This window comes from Thioclava marina (assembly GCF_002020135.1).
Lineage (GTDB): Bacteria > Pseudomonadota > Alphaproteobacteria > Rhodobacterales > Rhodobacteraceae > Thioclava > Thioclava marina.
In genome coordinates this window covers 179,167-205,064 of the sequence record NZ_MPZS01000002.1, presented here as the reverse complement: position 1 = coordinate 205,064, position 25,898 = coordinate 179,167, and the positions used below count along the sequence as shown (strand labels likewise).

Below are 25,898 nucleotides of genomic sequence, written 5' to 3'. Positions count from 1 at the left end.
GCTCACAGCGTGACGCCCGATGCCCGCCTTGATAGCGAGGCCCGACTGCGAGAGACGAGAGGCTTTTCTGATCTTTGCAAGCTCCGCTCCGGTCATCGGCATTTCCCTTCATATCTCGCGAGTATGGTTGAAAGCACGGCCCGCGAATGGGCCGCACTTAGCTGTGTTGGATGGGGTCACTGTGCCATCGTGCCAGGAATGACCGTAGTCGCGGCGAGAGCATTGCGCGGAGCTGTCCTTGCCACACCGCTTGCGATGAAGTCTCTGGCCTGCTGAGCGCTCGCCTTCGTCATTGCGTTGGCTGCGGATTTCGCTGTCATCCCAACGAGGGGAATGGCAGCAGCCCCCAGACCTGCACCCCCAAACGCTGCGCCTCCCGTCAGAGCCGCCCCGCTGATCCCTGTGGGAGCCATGAGCTTTCCGAGGCCTCGGAGTGTATGCTCAAGCGGCGCTCCCTTTGCGACGGCAGCGATTGCTTTGAGCTCAGCACCTGAGAAGCCGCGAAGCCGCTTTGGATTGCGCAGGAGGGCCTTGAACTGAGTTCGTAGACCCCGCGCGAAGTCATCGGTCAGGCTCGCCTTCTCGATGGCTGTTTCAACGGTCTCCAGGCGCCGTATCTGCGCCCATACCTTGCGGGCCTCCGCCAGCCCTTCAGATCCGGACAAGCGCGCCACCGTGTTATCGATATGATCGATGACCTTGCCAGCAAGCCTCCGCTCGTCGGGTTGCAAGCTGGCAGCGGCATTGCTTGCGACCCTGCGCAGGATTTCCATATCCGCGAGAGACTTCGGGCCAGCTTCATTTTGAAGCCTGGTGAGCGTGGCCGCGATGCGTGGGTGCAGTTGAGGGTCGAAGCCTTCATTGCGCAGCGTCTGTGAGACTTGACCGACCAGAAGCTTCATACGTCCTTCGTTGACGACACCGCCGGATTCCTTGGCGGCTTCGTAGAGCTGCCCTGCCTTCTCCCGCATGGCTTCGAGCGTCGGCACAACGTTCTTCGCGCTGGGCGAATTAGCAATCTTGGGAATTGCTCTGGCAATGCCTTCTCCAAGGCCCGTTAGGAGGCCACCGCTGGCGGCTCCGATCACGCCACCCGTTAGCGCGGAGGATGCACGGGCAGTCGTCCCGCCTTCGCCTTCTCCAAAGCCGTATAGGCCGCCTGCAGCGCCGCCTGCGACGATACCACGGGCAATGCGCCCGCTTGTCTTCGTTGCACCGTTTACGAAGGCTCCAGCGCCCTTTCCGGGGCCGATCAGTGATCCCGCGATTTCAGCGCCCATCGAAGCGCCGGGGTGCGCCGCTTGGAATTGGCCCTGTTCTTTGCGGATCGCATCGAGAGCGGTGTTGTAGCGGTCTCCGATGGGCCGCGAGTAGTCGAACCAGTTCGCCCCACCGTTCCCGTCCGGTTGAACGCCAAGCGCCGCTGAAAGGCCTGCAAGGTATTCATCCCCGAAGCCGAACAAAGCCCCATCAGTGGCAGCGCCGCTCATGCCGCCGACCATGGAAGGGGACGCGCTACCTTTGGCCTGTGTTGCTGGCGATCCATCACGGATTGCCAAGGCCTGTTTGGCAAGCTCTCGCGCTTTGTTGGTATCACCATATTTATAAGCTTCCCGCGCCGCCGCCATGAGGCCAGCATAGCTGCTCGCAGAGCGCTTTCTCTGTTGTGCCTCTTGCGCAATTGCGTCGAGATTCACCGGGGGCGCTCCGCTCGCTTGCCCTGCTTCCGGCCCAGAAAACATCTTCTGCAGCGCAGCCAGCGCCCCGGCTTGATTTTCACCGGACACCTTGAACTGGCGCCCGTCTGGTGCCGTGATCAGCCAAGTCTTGGCGGCGGCGGAAGGCTGCGGGGAATTCGCCACGCTCTTTCCGCTTTCTGGCTGCGTGGGAAGCATCTTTCGCGCCATATCCACCAGAGCCTGCGCATCGGCAGTTCTCCCAGCTTCATCCGCTCGTTTGGCTATCGCCATGATTTCATCGAAGGTTGCCATCTGTATTATTCCTTTCGCTCGATAGCTTGATTTTCTCTTGATTGAACTTCGGCAGCAGATCCTGTGCTCGGAACTGCCCCACCTTCCGGAGCCGACCGATGACCGCTCCATATGCCCCACCACCTCACCACCCCTTTAGGGGTGGGGTAGTGGGGCAGTGGGGCAGGTCGGAAAAAGCGCCCCACTGCCACACCTTGCCTCACCTCGCATTTCAAGGTGGTGGGGGTTACACAGTTGCCCATTCTCCTACCTCCAGACATGGCCGTTTGTTGCGTTTCGCGTCTTCGTGCTGAACCTCGCGGAGCGCGCCGGTCCCGATCCATGTCTTCAGCATTCGCGATATTCTGGCTTTGTCGCGGTTGGCATCGAGGCCGAGAACGTCTGCGACGATCAGACCCGCCCAAGCCGACTTGGCCTGGTTACTTGCGCGCGGTGGGCTTCCGGCGCCCCACGCCGCTTGAATCGCGTTCTGGACCGAGAGGAGGTCTTTGACGCTGATGCCGTCGAAATCGTCAGGCCATTCCCAGGATTCCGTAACCCCCACACTATCGCCGTTAGCCAGGTTCACGGAGACCATGCGCCGCCACACGCGCTTTCCGGGGGGCGCGAGGTTTGCCTTGTCGCGCTCGACACTGAAATAGGTGAGAGGATCATCGGCAACGCCCGCATCCGCTTTCTGAGCATCATTCATTCGGTTCAGGACACGGGCCGAACGCGCCGCGCCCAGCAAGGCCACGGCGCCCCGGCTATTCTCCGAGGAAGCCTCTTCGCCGCCGAGTTTGCGGGTGTGATGGACGAGGTCGATTGCGCAGTTGCAACGCTCCGCGACCCGGCCCCACTCCTTCGCGACGAGGTCAATCGCGCCGTTGTCGTTTTCGTTCACGCGATGCGATGAGACGAACGGATCAACGATCAGCACGTCGATTTGTCGCGCTTCGATTTCCGCGACAAGCGCCTCAACCTCAGGCACATTGATATGAACGCCTTCGCGGCCTTGCGTGGCAGTGCAAAGACCTCTCTCTCGTCCACTGTCTACGAAGAGCCGACCTACGACAGCTTCCGGCGAAATCGAATGGTGCAGCATCGTCGCGGCGATCCGGCGCTCGAGTTCGTCGCGTGGGTCTTCGAGGTTGAGTATCCAGACTCGGAGCGGAGCTGGAATTTCGTCACCAAGCAGCTTCTTCCCTGAAACCATCGCGAGCGCTTCGCAGATTGTCAGTGACGATTTGCCGACCCCTCCCGGGGCGACCGTTACACTGGTGAAGCGTCGGATCAGGTGACGACCATACACCCACCGCCGAGCGGGTAGGGATGCAGGATCGCGCCATTCGAAAGGTGTTGCCCTCAATGGAAGCGGCGAATTCGCGGGCGCGAACTGGATCGGTTGCGGAATCGAGGCATTCATGCGGCGTTCCTTTTCCGCAGGACGTCATTCCAGTCCTGCCCTTGTGGCGCGGGAAGCAGTGATACATTCCATCCGCGCGCATGAGCGATTTCAGCCAACACCCGGCCAGCATCTGCGCCAGCTTCATCGCCATCAGTCGCCACAATCAGCTCGCTTGGGTCCTCAGGAAGCTGCAGGGCTTTCATCCCTGAGGTCGAGAGAGACGCCCAGACCTTCGCAGCGCCGTCGAGAAGTCCACTGAGGAGGCTCAGGCCGGTCTCGATGCCCTCACAGACTACGAGCGGCCCGGCGCCTTCGGAGAGTGCGACGGCGCCACCAGCGCACGGCCCCAGCATCATCTTTGCGGTGCCTGAAATGCGCGCGCCGCTTTTTTCGAAGTAGGTGCGATGCACCGCTCCGGTGCTGACCTCCGCCACCATTGCGGAATGCCAGCGTCCGCTGGGTCCATGATAAACATCAGCTGCCCAGCGCAGGGACGGCGGCAGATCACACTTGATGCCGCGATTGCGAAGGTAATCCTCACCTTTCGTGCCGTTGATCGGAAGCGAGCGACACCAGAGGGCTCGCGCTTTGTCGAGCTTCGCGCGCTCATATTCGACACGTTTGGTTTCGGCTTCGCGCTGGGCTACTGGATCCGGGATGAACTGTGCGGCATTCAAGCCGGACGCTCTGACGATGTCGCGGAATTCGCACCCGCCCTTGTGGCAAAAGGCAAGCAGCCGTCCGCCTTCATCGCGTAGGGAAAGAGCGCGCTGATCACTGCGGCGCTCGGGCTGACACACGGGGCAAGGCGCGCTCCCGTGGTTCCCATGCCAATCACCTTGGAAGGAAAGGGTGATTTCACGTGCGTTCGTCATTCGCGACCCTCCCCATAGGCGAGTTGAGCGAGAGCGCAGGCGATAGCCCCAGAGAGGCCATACAGACGACGGAGATATGCAAGCCGAAGCGAATTCATGCCGCCGCCTCCCCGCCATCGAGGCGGCGCACCCGGCTACGGAGGAAGTAAACCCCGAAATCTCCGGCACCGGTTGCTCGGTCCCCGGGATAGAACTCGGTTTCCACTTCCAACCCTATTTCGCGCTTGAGGACGAAGACGATATCGGAAATCCGAACAGGCGAGGCGCAGAAGACGGGGCCGATTGCCAGCAGTTCGAGGATCTGACGCCTGCGCTTGTCGAGGATGACAACACGGCTCTCACTGTTCGCGTTGATGATTTCGAATTGAGCCGGGTTGCGGTCTTTGGGGAGATCCGCCACGCGAAAAACGCGCTTTGCGTTCCGGGGCGGGAATTTCGATTTCTGTTTCATGCTCGATCCTTTTTCTTGAAGGACCGGGTTCGATTGGCTAATCTCGACTGTGCTGCAGATAAGATTTATCGCCCTCGCCCGGTCCATGACTGAGCGGGGGTTTCTTATGCTGCGACCTTCGGGCGTTGAGATTCCCAGCCTTCGATTTCGGCAAGCTTCCAGCGTGTGCAGCCGGGAGAAAGTTGGATCGGTGAAGGAAAATCAGTTTCGCGTGCCCAGCGCCAAATGGTGATACGGCTAACGCTAAATCGGGCCGCAGCTTGCTTGTCAGACAGATACATTTCGCATCCTTTCGTTTAGATGCGATAACGATTGGCCTGATCCTCAAAAAACGAAAAATGCGAACCGAAAAAAAATCAATTTGATTCCGTATGAGACATGTAAGCCCTTGTAGTAGAAGACCATTTTTCTGCGAATTTTTTGATCTCCTTCCCTGATGCAAAATGTTTCTGACGCAATTTCAGGGGTGGTTTTTCCGGAAAGTCAGATAATTTCAGGCATACGTTATCGCCTTCGAACTCGATCACGAGGCAAGGGTCTGGAGTGATATCGTCACCAGGTAATTTCGACGCTGCATTCTCAACCAGGCGAATGTGCCGACGCTCTATCTCCCGCGTTTTGTTCACCGCCTCCTCGGCTGGTCCACGCCAACTCGCCCTCACGCCAAATGCAGCAATTGCCACCTCGACTGTCCGACAAAATGCTCCCGAAGGGCTGCCATCATATTGCTGACCGAAGGTGATCTTTCTTTTCAAACGTCGAAAGAGGCGCCGAACCCCTTCCGCAATCTCGTATGCAGCTGGCTCGCGGCCCCCAGAGGCGCTCCGTCTGCCATGCCATTCGTTATAGAAGGTCTCGCCCCCCTGTAGCTCTGCAAGCAACTTTTCAATTTGCGGGACTGTTGCAGCGCCTGACCGCACAAGAGATTGGGTCTCATCGGGGGGGAGCTGTCGCAGCGCATACAGAAGGTCTGATGCGGACTTCACTGCTCGATTGAGTGCTTTAACATGATCGCCGACGAGCCTGCGGTGCTGTCGGTTGCTCCACTCCGGCGGCTCTATTCCAATGAGCGCGTAGTAGACGTCTTCTTCGTCACACTCGGCAAAGCGGGCGATTTCGCGATATGGCTCGAAGCCGTCTCCCTCGCTGGCAGGAAATATGTCTTGGGTTTCTGCCATTATGAACCTGTCATGAAAATGAGGTTTTCGGCTTGGCGCCCGTTCAGGAAGTCTCCCCAGGCCTTCATCATATTTCTGCGTTTTTCCACCATGTCGGACCGGCGATAGGCTCTTTCCACTTCGCTACCGACAGTGTGGGCCAGCGCAATTTCAGCCATTTCTCTCGGGAACCCAGTTCGTTCTGCGACCCAATCTCTGAAAGTCGAGCGGAGTCCGTGCGGCACGGCGATTTTTTTGCTCCGAGAGTCGATGTAACCAAATGCGTGCTCACTTTGCTCCTGAGTACGTTTGATGCGCTTCTCATGCAGTGTGACCATCACTTTCCGGATCGTGCCATCTGAGATGGGCCCGCGACTTCCAGTGAATATGAAATCACTACCACTTTGGCGCGGAATTCGGCTTAGAAGCTCCAGCATGTCTTCAGTCAGGGGCACACGGTGTTCTTCTCCACCAGTTCCGGTGGTGTCTTTCATGAATTCTGCAGGGACGACCCAGAGGCGCTTCTCAAAGTTGATGTGACTCCACTGAGCATTCCGGAGAGAGCCGGATCTGAGTGCGGAGAGGGCGAGAAGCTCCAGCGCGCGATATGAAATTCCTTTGCCTTCCCGAACGTCGCGAAACCATTCGGTTGCATCATCAAGCTGGATTGCCGGAAACTTTTGTTTCTTAGTTATTTTGGAGGGATTGGAGAGAAGTTTGTCCAGATTGTCTTTCCAAGCGGCTGGGTTTTCTCCTCCTCGATATCCGGCTGCCTTTGCCCAGCTTAGAACCGCTTCGACCCGGCCTCTGACTTTGGTCGCGGTGTCCGTTTTCGTCAGCCAAATCGGGCGAAGGCAATTCAGAACATCCGACGTCGTCACTTCCGAGACAGGAATGTCACCTATGAACGGCTTCACATAGGTTTCGAGCGTCGAGCGCCATTGCGCGGCATGCTTGGGGTTCGAAAGCTCCTCTTGTTTGATCGGAAGGAATTGTCCGGCTGCCTGCCAGAAAGTCATCGCCTTCGCTTGAGCTTGGGCGAGTGCCGCTCGTGCGGCGCGCTTTTGTTCAACCGGATCATTGCCGTTGGCAATCTCTTCCCTGACGGATCGCGCGCGCTCTCGAGCCTGCGCGAGAGTGACGTCTGGATACCCGCCTAAGCCAATCTCACGGCGCTTGGTTCCCACCATCGCTCGGAGGATCCAGGTCTTACCGTTGGCTGGCGTGATTTGCAGCTGCAGCCCGGATATACCGCCTACAGCTAACATTCGGTTCCCGCGGCAACCGTTGTGCTTGGCGCGCTTCACATCAAGCGCAGAAAGTTCCTTCGCCCGTTTCGGCATGGAATACCCGTCATAATACCCACCATAGGATATTAAATTGCGAGCTGCCGATTGCAACATGCTGATACACCTTCCTTTGCAATTGTTTGTGTACAAAGGGAGAATTTTTTACGATTGGATGCGACGTGATACGTTAGGTCGGCAGACACCTCCTCCGCCATATGCTGCAAGCGTTGAATGTGCGTAGACAGTTGTTTTCCTAGGAAAAATAATGAAATTGGCGCGAGTGGCGCCGGTCTTCTATGCCGATTTGCTGCACATTTTGCTGCACAAACTGCTGCACATTTTCGGTTGTTGAGGGTTGTGACGGGGGAGATCCGTGATGTCGATAATGGCTAGGGGCAAAGGGGAGAAGCTCTACCTCGTGAAGCGTGTTCCAACGAAATATGCGTCGGTCGAAAGCCGTAAGACGGTTTGGATTTCTCTTGATACGGACTCGAAGTCTGTTGCCGGGGAGAGGAGTGGAGCCGCGTGGAGACAGCAGGTCTCGGAGTGGGAAGCATTGCTTGCCTGCGGAGGTGCCAATTCGGAACTGAAGCTAGACGCAGCTCGAACGTTAGTGGGATCTAAAGGGTTCGACTATTTGTCCTCGAAAGATCTGCTCGCCGGACCCGTGTCTGATATCATCGCGCGTGTTGAAGCGATTTCAATGAAAGGGCGCAAGACGAGAGCGCAGGAAGGTCGCGCTCTATTGGGCACGTTGCCTGACCCAGGCCTAAAGGTTAGCCGCGCCCTGGAGCTTTTCTGGGAGCTCACGTCTGATGAGATGAGGGGGAAGAGCGAGGATCAAGTCCGTCGCGCTCGCAATCCGGTCATAAAGGCGGTGAAGAACTTCATTGAGGTTATAGGCGACAAGCCGATCCATGAGATTACTCGCGACGATATGCTCGACTTCCGTCAATGGTGGGCAGATAGGCTCGAGCGGGAAGGGTTAACCGCGAACTCCGCGAACAAGGATCTGACCTACCTTGGAAAGGTTCTCAAGCGTGTCAATGAACTCAAACGCTTGAAGCTTGATCTGCCGCTCGGTGGATTGAGTTTCAAAGAAGATGAGGCAGAGCTCAGGCCTCCATTTTCAAGTGATTGGATACGTAACAAGCTTCTCACGAATGGCGCCCTCGCAGGGCTCAATGTCGAAGCTCGTTGCGTCCTTATCGGGATGATCAACACAGGCTATCGCCCGAGCGAAGGAGCGGCGCTTCTACCTCAGCACATTCGTTTGGAAGGTGCCGTCCCCTATGTGATGATCCGTCCCGAGGGGCGTCAGCTCAAGACGCGAAACGCCAAGCGAGATATTCCACTCGCTGGAGTGAGCTTGGATGCGTTGCGCGAGTGTCGAAACGGATTTCCGCGATATCGAGACAAGCCAGGCCTGTCTGCGACGATCAACAAGTTCTTACGAGAAAACGGATTACGAGAAACCGAAGACCATGTTCTCTACAGCCTTCGACATTCCTTTGAAGATCGCCTCTTGGCGGCTGGGGTGGATGAGCGTGTCCGCAGAGATCTTATGGGACACGCTCTAGACCGGGAGCGCTATGGTGCCGGTGCGTCCCTCGAGATGGCGCACACGATCATTCAGCGCGTGGCCTTCTGAGCTTGCGCGAGCTGTCTCGCGCGTTCGAGCGCAGAGCAGTCAGAGTTCAAGCGCATGAGCTCGTTCTCAATGCGGATGAAGAAGGGCAGGAAGATGGTGTCTTCTGTGACAAGCGTTGCGAGCGTATCGCGCGCTTTTTCCAAACGGTCGCGCTCACACTCAAGTTTCTCAGGCGGCTGCATATTCGCAATGGCTCCATGGAGTTAACCTCGGAGTTGCCATTGCGGGACGACGGTCCGAACTGACCGGTCGAGCTTGTCCACCGCCTTCGACAGGATGACGGCTTGCTGCAAGCTGTCTGAGCGCTTGTCGGGATCTGTAAGGTCTTGTTTCTCGATTTCCAAAAGCCTGGTGGAAATTGCTTCACGCTTGTAGCGGTTGATCAGTTTCGCGAGGGTCTTTGCAGCTTCAAGCAGCAATTCCACTTCGAGCTCCGCCCTCCCCAAGGCTCCGATATAGCTTGGTGCGCCTTCAGGTGTTGTCGGGAACTCAAAGGCACCGGATGCGGAGACTGGATCAGTGTCTTGCGTAAAGTCCGGTGTCTGTCTGTTCATGCCATCGTAGCACATCACAAGGTGCTGCCAGAGCTCCTCTTGGGCATTGCTCTCTAACCACTCTCCGAAAGGCGGCTTAGATATCGGTTGAACAAGATCAACAGATTGGCGCGCGCGCGCACGCTGACGCTCGACTTGCAGGCGTTTACGCTCAGCAGCGCTCATGGCCATTCGAAATACCTCGTAATGTGATTGTGACGATAGAAATCACAGATGGATGCGAGGGTGGTATTTGCAAGGGCGCCGACAAGGAAAAATTAGGTATGCGGTTCAGTTTTCGACGTCGGTCTGCTTGCCAAGGAATGGGCGTGGGTTAGCCCCGCCCGCGGGGAACGGGAACGGGGCGAGGTTTCCAGAAAAATTTCTCGAGGGGAGTAGATCGAGACGATCCAACTTCTGCTCGCTAGAATGGGATCAGCCGTTGTTCCGCAACCTTGAGCAAGCGAGCTTGCACGCCTTCATTTCCCGAAAATTGCCTGCAGAGCATGGCGAGACTTCGCCGTGAGCCGAGGGTCGCTGTTCTCGGAGGCTTCGCGGAGTTCGTTGAGCCAACCGCGCTCATTCTCGGTCACGGCCGTCCCGAAAATCTCGTCGATCGCTAATGCCGCCGTCTTTCCTACGGCCTGTTCAAGAGACAGGCGCATGAGGAACGCAGGGTCGCATTCAAGTGCGCGGGCTAATGAAGGTATGCGATCGAGCGGGATTTTGGTTTTGCCAGCCTTGAGTAAAGACATCATGTTCGCGTTGACGAAGCCAGCTTCGATCGCAATCTCCGCTTGGGTCTTGCGGTGCCCAAGCGCCAGTATCCGATCACGCATGAATTTCGCAGCTTCGCTGTTTTGGAAGGGGTATTTCATTTCTTGATCTCTTTCGATGGTGCTGCAGAGACCGTAGCGCTTGAGTGTTTGACAAGCGGGTGGGGAGTGTATCGCTCAAAATGGGATGTCGAAGTCTTAGAGATAAGCGACCAGTCTGATGGGGAAGTGTCGGGTGCCCAGCAATCGAGGGCGAGCGAACCCTCCGGGTCGAACACGATAGTTTTGCGTTTTGGATTCGATAAAGCTACGCTCATTCGCTATTAGATAGAATGTCTTTGATGCCATTGATCTTAAAGGAAAGCATATCGAGCGAGCTTCGTTATCACGCCGATCGTTACGACTATTTCCGAAGCGTGGCGCGCCCGGGTGCTCGGCCCGAGACTTCCGTTTCGACATGGCTGCAAAGCGCCGGTTTGCCGGCGCTTGCCTCTGTGGCTGAAACGACCAGCATCGGGCGCCGGGAACTGAAAGAGATGGCAGAGAACCCGGACTGTCCAGATCGCGACGCGCTTTGGGCGATACTTGGATGGGGTAAAATGCGTAGGGACCACGCCCGGACCCTCGCGCGAAATGAGGACAAGTGGCTAGCAGTGGGCAATCGGTTGCGCAGCGGCGATTTGAGCCGTTCTGAGGGGTATGCGCTTTGCCACGCGGTGATGAACAGCATCACAAGACCAGGAATTGGTCCTGCCTATTTCACCAAATTGATCTTCTTTGCAGAGCCCAAGCACGACGGCTACATCATGGATCAATAGACTGCACGCTCTTGCAATTTCCTCACCAACGGTCCGCCCATTATTCGGATGCAGTCCCGTAGCTACGTTTCCCCCAAAAATGGTTCGGCGATATACGAGACCTATTGCCAGGTCGTGGAAGATCTCGCCTTGCGGCTCGAACTAACTCCCGAAGAAACAGAGCAGTGCTTGTTTTCTAGAGGAGGAAGAAAACCTGACCCTTGGCGTGAGCTCGTCAAGACAGAGTGATTGCAGCAAATGGAGAGCTAGGGTCAGGACCCATTAAATTTCTTGATTCCGTCCTGTCGGCGTGATTCACGCTCCCAAACAGGTGGGGGCTTCATGACCAATCTTTTCTGGCTGACGGACGAACAGATGAAGCGGCTGAAGCCGTTCTTCCCCAAGAGCCATGGTAAGCCGAGGGTCGATGACCGGCGCGTTCTGAGCGGCATAATATTCATCAATCGCAATGGGTTGCGGTGGTGCGACGCGCCCCGGGAGTATGGCCCGCCCAAGACGCTCTACAACCGGTGGAAGCGCTGGAGCGAGATGGGCGTGTTTGCCAGGATCTTCGAGGGACTGGCCTCGGAGGCGACAGATCAGAAGACTGTCATGATCGATGCGACATATCTGAAAGCCCATCGCACGGCGTCGAGCCTGCGGTTGAAAAAGGGGGGCGTGGACGCCTGATTGGCAGGACCAAGGGCGGTATGAACACCAAGTTGCATGCCGTCACGGATGCCACAGGCCGCCCACTCAAGTTCTTCATGACGGCCGGCCAAGTCAGCGATTACACCGGTGCGGCGGCGCTGCTGAGCAGCCTGCCTCGGGCGGACTGGCTGCTCGCCGACCGAGGCTATGATGCGGATTGGTTCCGCCACGCCCTGAAAGACAAGGGGATCACGCCCTGCATCCCGGGCCGGAAGTCCCGCGGCGAGCCCGTCAAATACGACAAGCGACGCTACAGACGCCGCAACCACATCGAGATCATGTTCGGCAGGCTCAAGGACTGGAGGCGCGTTGCCACCCGTTACGACAGGTGCCCAAAGGTCTTCCTCTCCGCCGTCGCCCTCGCTGCCACCGTCATGTTCTGGCTGTGAAACTCAATGAGTCCAGACCCTAAGTTGGCATATCATCCAAACCATATTACCCGGATACTCGCACGCGCAGCTATGAAGCGGGAAACGGTTACCTACTCTGAGCTCGGAACGAAGCTAGGAAAAACGGGCGCTATGCCGGGCCGGGGCCTCGGCAGCGATTTCTATAATTGCCAAGAGTGGCTTAAAGAGAAAAGTCTTCCGCCCCTTACTTTCCTCGTGCTCAAAAAGCAGTCTGGCCGCCCCTCCGACGAGGGGCGATACAATGGACGAAAATTTGGCGACATGAATGACGAAGAGATCCAAGTCATGCAAGAAAGCTGTTTTTCGTATGAATGGTCGTCGAAGGTGCTGAAGGCTCTCGGAATTGAAGGCCCTAGTCCGGAAGACTGATAGATTGACAGGCTTCTAAATTTTCTAAACGTCTTATGCGTTCGCTCTGGTTGGGCAGACCGGTTCGGGCGGAAAGCATGCGTAATTGGGCTGACCCTGCTCTAAGGTCGAGCTCCCGATAAGATCTCAGCATTGCTGTGAGAATAGGGAGACAGAAAATGGAATACTTCGTTGGTTTGGATGTGTCGCTTCGGTCTTGCGCGCTTTGCATTGTGGACGGTCGTGGCAAGGTTTGCATGGAGCGAGAGCTCCCGTGTGAGGTCGACGAAATCGCCAACTGCCTGAATGCGTTCGGCGCCCCAATCGTGCGGATCGGCTTTGAGGCTGGTGCGCTGGTCAGCACCTTTTCTTCGGCCTGCAAGACATGGGTTTCGAGATCGTGTGCATGGAAGCTCGCCAGGTCAGTGCTGCACTTTCAGCGATGCGGAACAAGACAGACAAGACGGACGCCAAGGGCATTGCCCAGATTTTGCGGACGGGTTGGTTCAGCCCGGTGCATATGAAGAGCCGGGAGACGCACGGGCTACGGGCCCTGCTGAGCACCAGAAAGGCCTTGCTGAAGAAAACAATGGACTTGGCAAACGAGGTGCGTGGATTGTTGAAGATATTCGGTGTTCGCCTTCCCCGGACCGTCAAGCACGGTAGCTTCGACGGTCTCGTGAGGCCCATGATGGAGATGGATGAAGTTCTCGCGCACGCGGTCATTCCGTTGCTCGATGCACGTGCCGTCCTGTTCCAGCATTATCTTGAACTGGATCGACGGGTGAAGCGTGCGGCGTCGCAAGACGAGGTCTGCATGCGGATGATGTCGGTGCCTGGTATAGGCCCGATCGCTGCTCTGACTTTCAAAGCAGCCGTCGATAACCCCAATCGGTTCAAACGTTCTCGCACAGTAGCCGCGCACTTTGGTCTCACGCCGAGGCGATACCAGTCCGGCGAACACGACAACCCAGGTCGCATCTCCAAAGCCGGTGATCAGAATGTCCGAGCGACGCTCTACGCTGCCGCAAATGCGTTGCTCATGCGAACGATGGGCGGATCGCAGATCAAGTCTTGGGGCATGCGCCTCACGCGCACCAAAGGCCGCCGCCGTGCCGTCGTCGCGGTTGCTCGCAAACTGGCCGTCCTTTTACATCGGATGTGGATCGACGGCACAGAGTTCCGTCAGGAAAAAAGTGGGAGGCCAGGCATGACCCAATAGCCCACCACCTAACCTGAACGGGATCGTCCATCCGGACGAGGTGTGTGGATGAAGCCGAAAATGTCTGCTGCGCAACTTGAAGCGCGCCGGAAAGCGGGGCTCTCCACTACCAATCCGACACATGCATGCAGCGGCGCCCTTCGAACGCCAAACCAGACTGCGAAGAGAAGCGTGACCCGGATACGCGATCCCTCATAAGAAGGAAAACGAGCTTGACCCAGACACCCAATCAGAGAAGCCGTCATTCGCTGCGCAAGCCACTAACGTCGGCAATGCGAAGATCGCGCACAGTCCGGTCTTGTCAGCAAAAGCGTCGCATCCGCTTTTGCTCCAGACTGCGCGATCAGGCTTTGTCGTCGCCTTCAGCCGATTTCGTTTCCGGCTTGGCGGCTGTCGGCAGCGTCGGCGGGCGCCGATATCCAAAGCCTTTCCGGGATTGCTTCTTCGCCGGCTGGCTCAGGAATTCGTTCAGGTCCAGTGGCTTCTTTTGAGGTGAATAGCCCAAGTTCGATCTCCGTTTCTACAGGTGACATGTGAACGCGCCGAAACATCCCGACACAGGGCGCGAGAACCCGTTTGTGGTCTCTCGAAGCATATGCGGCGCCCGGACCGCGTTCTTCGTTCTGGGCGGCGCGTCGCAGGCGCGCTTTCGCGGGCCGGAAGGAACTGGCCCGCGAAGGACTGTATCAGACGAGTTCGAGATCCTTGGCGGATTCCCGACCATCGCGGCCGGTCTCGATCTCGAAGGTCACTTTCTGACCGTCAGCGACATGCGAGATCCCCGAACGCTCGAGCGCGGAGATATGCAGGAACACGTCCTTGCTGCCCGTCTCGGGTTCGATGAAGCCGAAGCCTTTGCTGGAGTTGAACCATTTCACGGTGCCATTGGCCATCGTGCTGTTTCCTTCTTTTGAATTCTGCCCGCAGGATGCGGCAGGTCGGCCGGTCAGATCGAAAAGCAAACTGAGGCCGATGAAGGAGACAGGGTGCGGTCGGTATAACGAAGCTCTCTATATATGGGGTCTGACGGGCAGAAAACAAGGACGAACCGAAGATCGAGCCCCGTAAATCGCGATCCGTCGAGCGCTTGCGATCACGACGTGGCCGGGGCCAAGCGATCTTTCTCGACATTGAGAAGGGCCTCGACACGCGCAATCGCCTCGGCGGCCGGACGTCCCGGTGGGATCGCGGGGAAATAGGCCACCGTGATCGCGCCCTCGGTTTTGACACCCTTGCGCCAGACGTGACCGGCATTGTGCGCCACCGGCACGATCGGCAGGCCGAGTTTGCGGTAAAGCGCGATCAGGCCCGGCTGGAATGCGCATCTGTCGTCGACGCCGACACGCGTGCCTTCCGGGAAGATCAGGATCGAGCGCCCTTTCGCGGCCTCTTCGCGTGCCTGCGTGATCATTCCCGCCAGAGCACGCCCGCCACCGCTCCGGTCGATCAGGATCATCGGCGCATGTGCGAGGAACCACCCGAAAATCGGGATGGGCCGCAACTCGTGTTTCGCGATGATGCAGATATCGGGCACCAGCCGGTTGAAGGCCAGTGTCTCCCATGTGGACTGGTGGTTGCAGACATAGATGCAGGGGCTGTCGAGATGTTTGTTCTCGAGTCCCACTTCGCGCACGCGTTGCCGCAAGATCCCGCGTGACAGCAGGAAGAACCCGGCCGTCCAAAACCGAATGGCCGACCGGACCAGGCTTGGCCGGTGCGCCAGCGCAAGGCACGGGATCAGCGGCGCCTGCAGCAGCGTCCAGAAACCGAACAACCCGTCGAAAAGCTTCGAGCGGGCTGCTTGCGGCCTCGGCGCGGCAAAACCGCGTGCCTCCCGCAGTTGGGTAGCCTTTTGGGTGATGCGCTCAGGCCGCAAGGGTGCGAACCGTTGCGTCGAACGGCATGAAACCAGCGGTATTGGCGGCGCCGAGGAAAGCAGCGCGTGCGTCGCCGACGGTCCCCATGCAGTCCATGGCCGCCTCGACACGCTCGATGGCGTGATCCAGCGCCGCATCGGCGACGGGCCATTTCCGGCGTAGCCAGTAGTGCGCTTGTTCAATTGTGCTGAAGTTTTTCACGTCGCCTTCCGGCGACACGACGAGCGAGATGGGTTGGCCCCAGTAAATTTCTATCAAGGTTCTTGTCTTTCTTGGTGTCCGTGACGGCTCCGTTTTGAACGGTCGCGCGATCACGAAGGCACAGTAGGGGATTTCTCCGAAACCGTGCGGTTGATTGGTTGGCGCGCGATCACGCGCGCAGATATCTTTCCCGAACGGATAGGGACAGGCTCAGCGCCAAAGCGCGCAGCATGTCCGTCAATTTCTGGCTGACGAAGCTCGCCGGGACAGCGTGAGAGCAGAATTTGCGATCCCCGCCAGACGAAGCTCGGCTTGGATGCCATGATCGTTGCTCAGCTCAAACGGCTTCACGGCGCCAAAGGCCATCGTGAGGTTCCTTTTCCAAATGCCGCCTGCAAAGCGCAGCGGCCCGACAAAGCTCAAGATCGTCGCTGAGCCGGGAGGAACAGGGTCCGAGAATTAAGAGATGCAGGGAAGATGTAGGCGCTTTGTCCCGCGATTGCGAGAGAATTGAGCCATTCGAGCGAAGTTTCTACGCAAGGTGTTGATAGCGTGATAAATAAATCCGCCTCGATAGGGGGAACACGCCGTCACGCAGAGCTTTGACGGCGCGCAAAACCCGGCATCGGGACACATGAGCCTCGCATTCACACGCGACAAGCCCATATCGTGGTAATGGCCCTCCCGCGTTTTCGGCTGTCCTTTGGTGACGGTTCGCCTTGCCGGGACAGTCCTGCCGAAATCTTGCAGGGGCGCCATGCCACGCAGGAACGATCATTTCGATCACGCCGCGCCCTCGCGTGGCTATTGCATAGATATAAAGGACGCCGCCCGATGGCATTTCCGCCTCCTTCCGACATATCAGCCGCCGCAGGCGAGCGCGCCGATCTGCGCATCAAGATCGGCTGCCGGTTTGATCTCCGCCTGACGCAGCCGACGCCGATGATCGCGCTGCTCAATGTGCATTTCTCCCGCGCCGGAGATCTCGAATTCCCCGATCATCTGAAAACCACGCCGAATGTGCCGCTGAGCGCCTATCGCGACGGGTTCGGCAACTGGTGCACGCGCCTTGTCGCGCCCGAGGGCCTGTTCAGCATCGGCACAGAAGCGATCATCACCGATAGCGGCCAGCCTGACCCGCAGCCGCCCGAGGCCGGGTCCGACCGGGTGGAGGCATTGCCGGCCGAGGTTCTCGTCTACCTCCTTGGCAGTCGATATTGCGAGACCGACACCCTGTCCGAAACCGCCTGGCGCCTGTTCGAGCATACCCCGCCCGGGCGCGCCCGGGTGCAGGCGATCTGCGATTTCGTGCATGCGCATATCCAGTTCGACTATCTCGCCGCCCGGGCCACGCGCAGTGCCGCCCAGGCCTATGCCGAGGCGCAGGGCGTTTGCCGCGACTATGCCCATCTGGCGATCGCCTTCTGCCGATGCATGAACATCCCCGCCCGCTATTGCACAGGCTACCTTGGCGATATCGGTGAACCGCCGCCCTATCCGCCAGGGGACTTCGCGGCCTGGATCGAGGTCTGGCTGGAGGGGCGCTGGTGGGTCTTCGATCCGCGCAACAACACCCCGCGCATCGGGCGCATTCTCGTGGCTCAGGGCCGCGATGCGGCCGACGTTCCCCTGATCCATTCCTTCGGAACGAATGTCCTCGAGGGGTTCGAAGTCTGGTCGGATCAGATCCTCTGAACCCCCTCAGCCGAAATCGCGCAAAACCGGACGCTACTTATTTCCTTTGCTATTTTCGCCGAACCGGCGTAGTGAGAGCGGGCAACGTAATTCCCTTCTGCAACCTGTCTCCTTTGTCGGCTTCAGTCTGCCTTTTCGAATTGACTGAGCCGGGCTGTCGCGTTTTGCGGGCAGCATTTATCATAGGAGACATCACGATGGCCAATGGCACCGTGAAATGGTTCAACCAGACCAAAGGCTTCGGCTTCATCGAGGCGAAGACCGGCGGACGGGATATCTTCGTCCATATTTCGGCCCTTGAGCGCGCGGGCCTCTCGCAGCTCAATGACGGGCAGGCCGTGACTTACGAGATCGAGACCGGCCGCGACGGACGCGAGTCCGCCTGCGATCTGGCACTCGCCTGATCGGATCGGTTCCGGATCCGGTCCATCGGGCCGGATCCCGCGAACAGGGAGGGCACATGCCCCGCAAAGACAAGTTGAACGGCTTCTTCCGCGAACTTGCCCCGAAACCGGGGACGGCTCAGGACAAGACGGATGCCGCAGTGCGCATCATCCGAGAGGCGGAAGCTGAAAAAAGAGCGGATCTGACCGCGACTTTGCGCGCGGCGCGACTGGAGCGGGATGAGGGCGATCACGACCTGAAGCCACCGTCTCGCAGGACGAAACCGCGAAGTTGACCGGAAAATTCGGTCATCCAACAGAATTTCCCGGGCGTCTCCCGGGAATAACATGGAGGGCCGAAGATGGCTTTTGAAAAAGTGCCTTCGGGCAAAACGCCCCAGACGAATGACCTTGCGACGCATAAGGGCCATGCCGCCCTCGCTTGGCACCACTTCTTCCGCAGTCTGTCCGACGACAAGATATCGGACGAGCGTGGCCCCTTGGTGCGCGGCGTTCAGGAATAATCGTTCTCTAAAATCAGGGGTGTGGGGGTCCCGGCAAGAAGGCTGAGCGGCGCGAGGTTCCAAGCGAACCGGCTGACGCTCGCCACACGACTTGCCGGGAGGTGGAGCGGCAGGAGGAAACTCCTGCCGCTTCGCTTTTGAAAGGGCGGCCCTGCCCAATGATGGGACAGGCGACTATTTCCGTTCTCGGCAGCGATAATGTCATGTCCACGGAGCAGTGGTTTAGAGAACTCCGTCCCTTAGCCCGAGATGTCCGTCGTCAGATGGTTTGGGACACGAGGGGCTGATCTGGAACGGAGGGCTTGGCTCGTTTACTAGGGCACCGGGAAGGTAGGGGTTCTCGAACAGGGGGCGGTTCTTCAGGGTCAGCTTCCGGTGATCCAACCTTGGGGAGCGGTGCACTGTTGGGTCGGACTCTAGCATCAACTGGAGGAATTATCGGGGGTCACAGCAAATCAGAGCTCTTGTGTCTCGTGAGGGATGACGGAGCGAAATCGCTCTGTAGTTTGCGTTTCGATCGGCTCGCATGCGTAAAGTGCACTTAACCTGACAGCTTCAATCGGAAAGAAAACGTAAAGCTAGAGCCAAAAAACGTAAAGTTCAGCTGGCGAAAAGAAGGCAAAAACGCTCAATTCGCTTTACGTTTTGGAAGAGCTCGCGCTTCGATGGCGCCTCTATGTTAACCCTTAGTTGCCGAATTCGACCAATAATACCTAGACATTTCCTGATTGGGTTTACGTTAAGTTGACAAAAATGGGCTTGGAATTCGATTTTTCGCCTCCAACCATAGTGAAGCGGATCGAAATAGTCTGGTCGGCAATCGAACGGAGCGTTGCTCGCTGCTTGTGAAATTCGCATATTTCGAGCTCGAACGACTTGGATGGAGCAACCGACGCGGCCGAATTTCATGGGGAAGTGCCGCTCGATCCACGGCGTTCTCTCTGGCACATGCGTGTTGATGCTCGGGAAGTGTCACGGGTGGCTACAAGTTCGGGATGTCCTGGGTGATCTTCCAAGGCGTTACTTAGACGAAGTGAGTTCTGAGCAACAGACGGCTGACATGCGACGCAAGTCGAGGCGGTATCGTATACCCGGAGTATCTGCTGCGCCGGGCGTGCCTGTTCCGAAGCAACTAAACGGCCCGGTCCTCCGCCTTGATATGTTGACTGGGTCGTGAGCTAGATAGCCATCTAGCTTACGAGCTAGTTAGCTACCTCACGAAGGGGCATGCTCGGCCGGGGGGCTAACCTTTTTGAAGCCGGCTAGCGGCGGCGCAGTCCTATGTTGCCAGGTCGCGACTTCCATGCTGAACTCCTAAGCACACTGATCCTGATCAAGGAGCAAGGCCGGATGTCGATGGAAATCTACCAGTTTGTTGCCCCAGTGATCGCACTCGCGTTTTGCGGCGTCTTGATGCTGCAGGCCAAATACGTCTCGTGGCAGTTTGATCGAGACCACGGTGACGAGAGGGCGGTCAGGAACAACTTCGTCCAATGGCTTCTTCATCCCACAAAACGCGATTTGCTCGACGAAAATGTTCGGCTCCGCAGTGACCTCGCTAAAGCCAAAGACGAGTGCGAGAGGCTCAGAGCGATTGTCCGGACACGGAATTCTTCGGCCGATTGACGGATCGTGCATTTTTCCTATTGCGCCAGATGTCGGTTTTTGTGTAACCGTAACCTTGTTGGGTAGGAGAATCGTCATGGCCTTAACGAATGCTGAGAAGGTGCGGCTTCACCGCGAACGCCAGAAGGCGAAGAAACAGGAGGATCTGAAGAAGCCGTCATCGCCAAGCGACTTGTTTCAGAAGCCATTCTACGAGTTCTTTCCCGTGGATGAGCAGGTTGGTTCATCCTTTGCGCAATCGCTCGAGCTTTGTGGAATTTCGCCCCCACTGCTTGAAGATGACTCCGGTCCTGAAGCTGTGACGCTCGATACGCTTGAAAGTCCTTCAGAGGGGGGTGGCCACAGCAATCCCTTCGGCTCATCGAAGGGGACATCTCTCGGCCGTGCTGAAGTTACTGTCGGTTGCTTGATCGAGGCGGCCAGAGATTTGGCAATCCAAATTCGGGACTACAAGAAGTCGGAGATCGAAGCGCGGATTGGTGAGATTGAGGCTTCTGACCTTAGCGATCCAGATGCCCGCAAGCGCGCGTTTGAAGAAGCGGCCCGGTTGAGAAAGCTGCTCGATGAGTTCGACAAGCAACTGAGGCTGAGTTTTCCGACTTGGAAAGCTTGAGGCTGCTAATGGTCCGAGTTATTCGGTCCCACGGTCCCACGGTCCCACGGTCCCACGGTCCCACGGTCCCACGGTCCTACGGTCCCACGGTCCCACGGTCTAAGATGGCACTAGGGACGAAGGAGCCGCTGACCGAAAGCTCGGCCCACCAAACCCTAGGACAGAGCCAGCTTCCGACCTGATCGCATGCGCGACAGGGCGGGGAATAATGTCCATGCGCTTAATGCACGAAACCGCCTGAAGTCCCTTGCATTTATGGGGCTTCGTTGAGGGTGCCCAATCGTTGTCTAGTAGTAGCGTAGTAGCGACAGCGTATGGCGTGCTCATCGTTCTCAATCACTGTCAACCAAGCGACCGAAACTATCGGCTCCAACAACCCACACCCCAGACCATAGAGAAGACACATGCCACCGAAGCGTCACACAGCAGTTATCAGTTCTGTTCGTTCCCCAGTCCTACGCCCTTGGAAGAAGCTGAGTTCGGAAGAGCGTCGGAGGGAGATTTTCCGTTTCGCTCAGTTCAACAGAGGCTTAGCAATCACGCTGAACCTCGCGCCGGATTTCGAGGCTCTCTTGAAGCGAAAGCAGCAGCCGATGCGTGAAGTCAGCAAGAGGTTTAACGCACAGCTCAATTCAAAGGATCTCCGCCAGCTTCCGGCGACCTTCGTCCTGGAGGCTACTAGGGATACCGATCGGCTTCACCTCCATGGGATATACATCGATGGCAGCATCCCAAGAAAATCGGTTGCTGAAGCCATGCGTCGGGCAGTCGGCTATGTCGGTGGTCGTCGCGGTGCTCGCCAGTTCAAGTCAAAGCTCGTTTACGAAGGCAACGGTTGGAAAGGGTATCTCTCGAAAGATCTCGCCTTCACCGCCCGTTTGCTCGCCCTGATGAGCGAAAACCAACTTTGGTGGACGAGTAGAGCGATGACGCAACTGGTCCGCGCAGATTACGAGTCCAGGCGTCTCGGACAGCATCCGGCGAACCTTTCTACTGCTCCGGTCAACGCCGTTAGCTGATCCACCGGGCCACGGTGTCCGACCAGAATTCCCTCATTTTTGAACCGTCCGGCATGGCCTTCAGGCTGTGAACGACCCCGTCATGCTCTGAAGCGAGCAGTAAGGAAAAATATGAAAGACCACATCTCAGAAAACGCTATTCCCGGTGCCTCTATCTCAGCATTGCCTTTGGGCATTGAGTGCGAAGGGCAGGGGGCTCTGTTGCCCGAAACTGATGACCGCGCAAATTTGGATGAGCTCGCAGCGGAAGCAGATGTTCGGCCTCCCATCGAACTCCAACCTCGTCCGGTTGGCGTAGAGGAAGGTGCCAAGGAGGGGCCCCAGAAGGTCATCGAGCTTCACGCAGCAAAAGCGGGAGCAACTAAGCAGGTAACCAAAGCACCTTTCGATGTCGCAGGTGGAGATGTGGCTGCACCGGTCGCTTCGTCGAACGCTTCAATTCCGCCGGGCTTCAACCTTGAAGAGGATGGCCTTTTCTACATGGCCGAGAGCGATGCGGGCCCGATCTTCGTTTGCTCGCCGATCCGGGTCGAGGCTAGTTTTTCGAATGGAGAAGGCAGGGGGTGGGGTAAGGTCGTTGCAGTGAAAAATGCTGATGGCGACTGGCATAAGATTTCGGTTCTTAATTCCGATCTGCAATCGAAGCCTCAAATGGTGATCGCAACTCTGGTCGATAGTGGTCTCGAGCTGGGGCGCGAAAAGAAGGCCAAGGAGCAGGTCATTGAGCTGCTCAAGACCTGGAAGCCCGAAGAGCGGCTTCGGACGGTGACACGGGCGGGTTGGGTGGATGAAAACTATTCGGCATTCGCCATCGGCGACTCTGCCATAGGCAAAACTAGGATCCTCCCGGTGGGTTTGGACGGTTCCGCTACGATCACTGCAGGTTCGGTGGAAGGCTGGAAGCGCGACGTGGCTTCACTCTGCGCCGGCAACCATTTGATGATCTTGGCGGTCTCGCTCAGCTTCGCTGGTCCGTTTCTTGCGCTGCTTGGGCTCGGCGGTGGCGGTCTGCATTTTCGGGGGCAGTCCTCTTCAGGAAAGACGACTATGCTCAAGCTGGCTGCATCGGTCTGGGGTGGGGAGAGTCTCATTACCCAGTGGCACGCAACCAAGAACGGCCTTGAGGCGATTGCTGCGCGCCGCAACGACATGCTGTTGGCGCTCGATGAGCTTGCTGAGATCCCGGCCCGTAGCCTCTATGACGCGATTTACATGCTTGCAAACGGTGTGGGCAAAACCCGGATGTCCAAAGATGTTGAGCTGGCTCAGCAGGCTCGTTGGCGCTTGGCGTTAATCTCGTCGGGAGAAATCAGCATCGAGGAGAAGCTCGCAGAGGCGCGCCTCACAGCTATGGCAGGTCACGAAGTGCGTTTGGTCGATATCGAAGCTGATTGCTGTGCATATGGAGTATTTGATGTTCTCCACGGTGCAGATGATGGCGCGGAGTTTTCTGGGATCGTTCAGAAAGCGGTTCGCGAGCAATTCGGTTGCGCCGGTCGGGAGTTTGTTCGCCAGATCATTTCTCGTGGCGTCGGTCGCGATTGCGACAAGCTGGGCAGGCTGGTCAATTCAAATGCTGAGCGCATGGTATCGTCGCTTCCTTTAACGATCGATGGACAAGTGTCTCGCGTCGCTAAGAGGTTCGCGGCAATTGCTACCGCGGGTGAGCTTGCGACGCTCCTTCAACTCACCGGTTGGGCGCAAGGTGACGCGACTAGTGCGTGCACGCGCGCATTCCTCGACTGGTATGATCGGCGCTTTGTCGACGTGCTGGAAGATGGCGCTGACTACGTGAAGGCCTTGCAGAAATATTTGACGGCGAGTCTCGCAACCCTTCCGCTTGTCGATGGGCCGCAGTCAAACGTCGTTCCTGAGGGATGGCGCGACATGACAAAAGCCTATCTGACCTCGCAAACCTGGACACAGCTCTTCCCGGCCGAAGCAGGGGCGCTTGCGGCTAAGCGCATGGTCGAGCTTCATCTCTTGGTGCCCGGTGAAGAGGGGCGCCTCCAGCGTAAGGCTCCGCGCGCTATCCCCGGTCGGCCGCGCCTCTACACGGTCGACGTGAGCCGCGTGATGTCTTTTAAGGAAGTCTGAGGACACGATCTTCGCGAAAACGTGGGAGGGCTCTTTTGCCCTCCCCATTCGAAGCGAGGATTGCCCGTGGCGGGTGTTCAGCGTCCAATATGCTGACGCATCCTACTCATGATTTTCCCGGTCCAACCGTCTCCGGTCACATCGCCGCTGAAGCCAGTGTCTTTCGAACCTTCGACCTGCACGAGGACATGGATGCCAGCCGGTGTCGGTTTGTAGTAGATGCCAGCGATCACATTCCAGTCGTGGAGGGTGATGCCATGTTCACCGGTGACGCGTCGAGCCGACCTGTCTGCCGATCTGAGGGCAAAGCCAGTTTCACCTAGAGCCAACTTCGCAGCGTCATAGACGTGTTCTTCGCTCGCATTGCGGAAGAGCGCGGTTTCTCGATAGGAAGACCAGCCCACCTTCCCCTCAGGTGCTGAAAAATCCGCCTCTGAGCTGCTTGGGGGCAACATGCTCTGTGAGGCGCAACCTGACAATGCGACCGTTGTGGCAATCAAGAATACTTTTGAAATTCGCTTGAACATTACCCCTCCAAACTTGGCTGCTCGACGAATTAGCGCCAAGATCGCGAATTAAACAACCCGGCGACGGCATATCAGCCGCAATTTCTACGGATTGGCTGTGCGCATCTCCGCGTTTGATGATTTTGCCCCGGAGGCCTGAATGATCGGTTTTCTTGACCGAACACAGCCGCTGAGCCATTCTTATCTAGGATTGGTGGAGATATTCGATGCGCGCACTTTTAAGTGCTGGTCTTCTGATATTCTTAGGGGTCTGTTCGGCGAGTGCTTGGACGAGAAGCGAGCTCGTTGAACCTTTCCGCGCTAGTGATCTGACCTCCCAGGAAGTCCGGTTTCTTCAAGCGGCTCTCGCGCTAGACGGTTCTTACTTGGGCATGATCGATGGCAAATGGGGGGCTGGAAGTGCGAGCGCTCTCCAGGCCTACGCTCGCAAGAGTGGCATCGACTTTAACGCAGGCGAGTTGCCCAACCTCGCGCCGGTGGCTTTGGTGGTCGATGAGATCAAGACGATCTCGGATGGTGGCTGGTCACGCTACTACTTCGATTTTGCCGATTTATCGTTCCTGTCGCCACAGAAGACTATGTCTTCGCATGTCAGCGCGAACGGTCTCACTCTCGATTTTGACGACAGCGCTTCGACGTTGTCGATATCTTTGACGTCAGGCGATATCGGCCGAGCAGTTGCTATGCACCGCTACGCGCTCGATACCTCAGTTTCCAACCTCTACACAGTGCGCAAGGATCATCTGCTGATCACGTCAGCTCGCGTATCTGGAGGCAAAACACTCTACGTGCGCTCTGATCGCATACGTGTTGGAGAGTGGTCGACGATTCTTGTGTCCGCCCAAGATCGCGATGCCGGTCGTCTGGCGTTGGTTACGGCGTCAATTCTCCCCCATCGAGGCACTGAACTGGATCTTCCGGAGTATGGCGAGCTTTACACTGGGGTTATGGCGTTTCTCGATGAGGCCAAGGATCTCAGCCCCAAGCCGCGAGTTGGCGAGGGCACTGTTGGTGAAAAGCCTCCCGCTCCCCCTGGAGAAGACGAGGGCGGGACTGGCACGGGCTTTGCAGTCGCTCCCGACGGAAAGATTCTGACCAACAATCACGTCGCAGGGGATTGTCGTAAGATCACCGTTGACGGCTCGCCTGCAAAGTTGATTGGAAAGGATGAGGATTTCGATCTCGCATTGGTGCAGGTCGAGAACGTCAGCGGCCTGAAGAGTGTTACCTTCGCGGCCAAGCCTGCTAGCTTGAATGCAGATGTCACGATCGCAGGATATCCGCTCGCTGGCTTGCTGAGCGGCCTGAATGTCACGCGCGGCTCAGTTACGAGCATTAAAGGGCTTGGAGGTGACGGAAGTCGTATGCAGATCTCTGCGCCGGTTCAGCCAGGGAACTCGGGTGGTCCGGTCGTCGATGCACACGGCCATGTCGTCGGGGTCGTCGTGTCGAAGCTAGACGCGAAACTTGTGCAGGACGCGATCGGGGATATCCCGCAGAATGTGAACTTCGCCATCCGGGGAGAGATAGCGAAGCTGTTTCTCTACCAGAACGGCGTGACGCCTCAGACGAGCGACGCAGGCGAGCAGATAGCTCCAGAGCAGATGGGCAAGATGCTGACATCCGTTACCCACTTCGTCACATGCGAATAGGGGGCAACGCTTGGGGTGGACTGCAGTGTCTGCTCGTCCGAATTGTTCTTGCACCCTAGGATGCCTCCTCCCATCCTGTCCGCGAA

The 25,898-nt window shown here is 57.6% G+C and carries 28 protein-coding genes; 14 read left to right on the top strand and 14 right to left on the bottom strand.

The window, feature by feature from the left end; genetic code table 11:
• Nucleotides 1–176: 176 nt before the first annotated feature.
• The 7 genes from BMG00_RS11160 to BMG00_RS11135 all read right to left on the bottom strand — a co-directional run bounded on the left by BMG00_RS11160 (nt 177) and on the right by BMG00_RS11135 (nt 7,204).
• Nucleotides 177–1,991, bottom strand: coding sequence for a hypothetical protein (locus BMG00_RS11160; RefSeq protein WP_078574401.1), 1,815 nt, complete (start codon nt 1,989–1,991; stop codon nt 177–179).
• Between the two features lie 226 nt (nt 1,992–2,217).
• Nucleotides 2,218–3,396 carry an AAA family ATPase gene (locus BMG00_RS11155; protein ID WP_078574400.1) on the bottom strand — a complete coding sequence of 393 codons (1,179 nt, stop codon included), beginning with the start codon at nt 3,394–3,396 and terminating at the stop codon, nt 2,218–2,220.
• A complete protein-coding gene (locus tag BMG00_RS11150) occupies nt 3,393–4,253 on the bottom strand; it encodes a toprim domain-containing protein (protein ID WP_078574399.1) in 861 nt (286 codons plus the stop codon). Before BMG00_RS11150 ends, BMG00_RS11155 begins: the two co-directional genes overlap by 4 nt.
• A gap of 94 nt (nt 4,254–4,347) precedes the next feature.
• Complete coding sequence (locus BMG00_RS11145) at nt 4,348–4,791, bottom strand: hypothetical protein (protein WP_146642613.1); 444 nt, start codon at nt 4,789–4,791, stop codon at nt 4,348–4,350.
• A gap of 17 nt (nt 4,792–4,808) precedes the next feature.
• Nucleotides 4,809–4,985: a helix-turn-helix transcriptional regulator gene (locus tag BMG00_RS11140; protein ID WP_078574397.1), complete on the bottom strand. Its 177-nt coding sequence runs from the start codon at nt 4,983–4,985 to the stop codon at nt 4,809–4,811.
• 75 nt (nt 4,986–5,060) lie between these two features.
• Nucleotides 5,061–5,882 carry a hypothetical protein gene (locus tag BMG00_RS17490; protein WP_146642612.1) on the bottom strand — a complete coding sequence of 274 codons (822 nt, stop codon included), beginning with the start codon at nt 5,880–5,882 and terminating at the stop codon, nt 5,061–5,063.
• A complete protein-coding gene (locus BMG00_RS11135) occupies nt 5,882–7,204 on the bottom strand; it encodes a tyrosine-type recombinase/integrase (RefSeq protein ID WP_078574800.1) in 1,323 nt (440 codons plus the stop codon). The genes BMG00_RS17490 and BMG00_RS11135 overlap by 1 nt, the downstream gene beginning before the upstream one ends.
• Before the next feature lie 322 nt (nt 7,205–7,526).
• Between BMG00_RS11135 and BMG00_RS11130 the strand changes: the two genes are divergently transcribed.
• Entirely contained in the window at nt 7,527–8,801 is a 1,275-nt protein-coding gene (locus BMG00_RS11130; protein WP_078574396.1) for a tyrosine-type recombinase/integrase, read from the top strand.
• A 203-nt stretch (nt 8,802–9,004) separates the two neighbouring features.
• On the opposite strand, the gene BMG00_RS11125 is transcribed toward BMG00_RS11130, so the two are convergent.
• Both BMG00_RS11125 and BMG00_RS11120 read right to left on the bottom strand, forming a co-directional pair.
• Nucleotides 9,005–9,526, bottom strand: coding sequence for a hypothetical protein (locus BMG00_RS11125; protein ID WP_078574395.1), 522 nt, complete (start codon nt 9,524–9,526; stop codon nt 9,005–9,007).
• Between the two features lie 287 nt (nt 9,527–9,813).
• Nucleotides 9,814–10,212 (bottom strand): transcriptional regulator, encoded by a 399-nt coding sequence (locus BMG00_RS11120; protein ID WP_078574394.1) that lies wholly within the window; start codon nt 10,210–10,212, stop codon nt 9,814–9,816.
• A gap of 239 nt (nt 10,213–10,451) precedes the next feature.
• Between BMG00_RS11120 and BMG00_RS17485 the strand changes: the two genes are divergently transcribed.
• The 4 genes from BMG00_RS17485 to BMG00_RS11100 all read left to right on the top strand — a co-directional run bounded on the left by BMG00_RS17485 (nt 10,452) and on the right by BMG00_RS11100 (nt 13,598).
• A complete protein-coding gene (locus BMG00_RS17485) occupies nt 10,452–10,928 on the top strand; it encodes an 8-oxoguanine DNA glycosylase OGG fold protein (RefSeq protein WP_146642610.1) in 477 nt (158 codons plus the stop codon).
• Between the two features lie 321 nt (nt 10,929–11,249).
• Nucleotides 11,250–12,007, top strand: a protein-coding gene (locus tag BMG00_RS11110; RefSeq protein ID WP_093470068.1) for an IS5 family transposase whose coding sequence is annotated in 2 segments (ribosomal slippage) — nt 11,250–11,571 and nt 11,571–12,007 — 759 coding nt in all. Because the reading frame shifts where the segments join, the coding sequence is not laid out codon by codon here.
• A gap of 72 nt (nt 12,008–12,079) precedes the next feature.
• Nucleotides 12,080–12,397, top strand: a complete 318-nt coding sequence (locus BMG00_RS11105) for a hypothetical protein (protein ID WP_146642608.1) — start codon at nt 12,080–12,082, stop codon at nt 12,395–12,397.
• A gap of 364 nt (nt 12,398–12,761) precedes the next feature.
• Complete coding sequence (locus BMG00_RS11100) at nt 12,762–13,598, top strand: IS110 family RNA-guided transposase (protein WP_245795017.1); 837 nt, start codon at nt 12,762–12,764, stop codon at nt 13,596–13,598.
• Between the two features lie 343 nt (nt 13,599–13,941).
• Here the strand turns inward: BMG00_RS11100 and BMG00_RS17710 are convergent, their stop codons facing one another.
• The 4 genes from BMG00_RS17710 to BMG00_RS11085 all read right to left on the bottom strand — a co-directional run bounded on the left by BMG00_RS17710 (nt 13,942) and on the right by BMG00_RS11085 (nt 15,733).
• A complete protein-coding gene (locus BMG00_RS17710; RefSeq protein WP_168172822.1) occupies nt 13,942–14,103 on the bottom strand; it encodes a hypothetical protein in 162 nt (53 codons plus the stop codon).
• Nucleotides 14,104–14,284: 181 nt separating this feature from the next.
• Nucleotides 14,285–14,491 carry a cold-shock protein gene (locus tag BMG00_RS11095; protein WP_038147019.1) on the bottom strand — a complete coding sequence of 69 codons (207 nt, stop codon included), beginning with the start codon at nt 14,489–14,491 and terminating at the stop codon, nt 14,285–14,287.
• 200 nt (nt 14,492–14,691) lie between these two features.
• Nucleotides 14,692–15,222, bottom strand: a complete 531-nt coding sequence (locus BMG00_RS11090; protein ID WP_211274128.1) for a lysophospholipid acyltransferase family protein — start codon at nt 15,220–15,222, stop codon at nt 14,692–14,694.
• 241 nt (nt 15,223–15,463) lie between these two features.
• A complete protein-coding gene (locus BMG00_RS11085; protein WP_078574390.1) occupies nt 15,464–15,733 on the bottom strand; it encodes a DUF982 domain-containing protein in 270 nt (89 codons plus the stop codon).
• A gap of 831 nt (nt 15,734–16,564) precedes the next feature.
• Here BMG00_RS11085 and BMG00_RS11080 point away from each other — a divergent pair.
• From BMG00_RS11080 to BMG00_RS11050, 8 genes are all read left to right on the top strand, one after another.
• Nucleotides 16,565–17,371, top strand: coding sequence for a transglutaminase-like domain-containing protein (locus tag BMG00_RS11080; protein WP_038147083.1), 807 nt, complete (start codon nt 16,565–16,567; stop codon nt 17,369–17,371).
• A gap of 197 nt (nt 17,372–17,568) precedes the next feature.
• A complete protein-coding gene (locus BMG00_RS11075; protein WP_038147014.1) occupies nt 17,569–17,775 on the top strand; it encodes a cold-shock protein in 207 nt (68 codons plus the stop codon).
• 56 nt (nt 17,776–17,831) lie between these two features.
• Nucleotides 17,832–18,050, top strand: coding sequence for a hypothetical protein (locus BMG00_RS11070; RefSeq protein WP_038147012.1), 219 nt, complete (start codon nt 17,832–17,834; stop codon nt 18,048–18,050).
• Nucleotides 18,051–18,116: 66 nt separating this feature from the next.
• Nucleotides 18,117–18,278 (top strand): hypothetical protein, encoded by a 162-nt coding sequence (locus BMG00_RS17625; protein WP_156102962.1) that lies wholly within the window; start codon nt 18,117–18,119, stop codon nt 18,276–18,278.
• Nucleotides 18,279–19,628: 1,350 nt separating this feature from the next.
• Nucleotides 19,629–19,904 carry a hypothetical protein gene (locus BMG00_RS11065; protein ID WP_078574389.1) on the top strand — a complete coding sequence of 92 codons (276 nt, stop codon included), beginning with the start codon at nt 19,629–19,631 and terminating at the stop codon, nt 19,902–19,904.
• 76 nt (nt 19,905–19,980) lie between these two features.
• A complete protein-coding gene (locus BMG00_RS11060; RefSeq protein WP_078574388.1) occupies nt 19,981–20,517 on the top strand; it encodes a hypothetical protein in 537 nt (178 codons plus the stop codon).
• Nucleotides 20,518–21,110: 593 nt separating this feature from the next.
• A complete protein-coding gene (locus tag BMG00_RS11055) occupies nt 21,111–21,536 on the top strand; it encodes a hypothetical protein (RefSeq protein WP_146642606.1) in 426 nt (141 codons plus the stop codon).
• A gap of 111 nt (nt 21,537–21,647) precedes the next feature.
• On the top strand, nt 21,648–23,633 hold the full coding sequence (locus BMG00_RS11050) for a DUF927 domain-containing protein (RefSeq protein WP_078574386.1): 1,986 nt from the start codon (nt 21,648–21,650) through the stop codon (nt 23,631–23,633).
• A gap of 77 nt (nt 23,634–23,710) precedes the next feature.
• Here BMG00_RS11050 and BMG00_RS11045 read toward each other — a convergent pair whose 3' ends face one another.
• A complete protein-coding gene (locus BMG00_RS11045) occupies nt 23,711–24,160 on the bottom strand; it encodes a hypothetical protein (RefSeq protein WP_078574385.1) in 450 nt (149 codons plus the stop codon).
• Nucleotides 24,161–24,531: 371 nt separating this feature from the next.
• Between BMG00_RS11045 and BMG00_RS11040 the strand changes: the two genes are divergently transcribed.
• Entirely contained in the window at nt 24,532–25,812 is a 1,281-nt protein-coding gene (locus BMG00_RS11040; RefSeq protein WP_245795043.1) for a S1C family serine protease, read from the top strand.
• Nucleotides 25,813–25,898 lie beyond the last annotated feature (86 nt).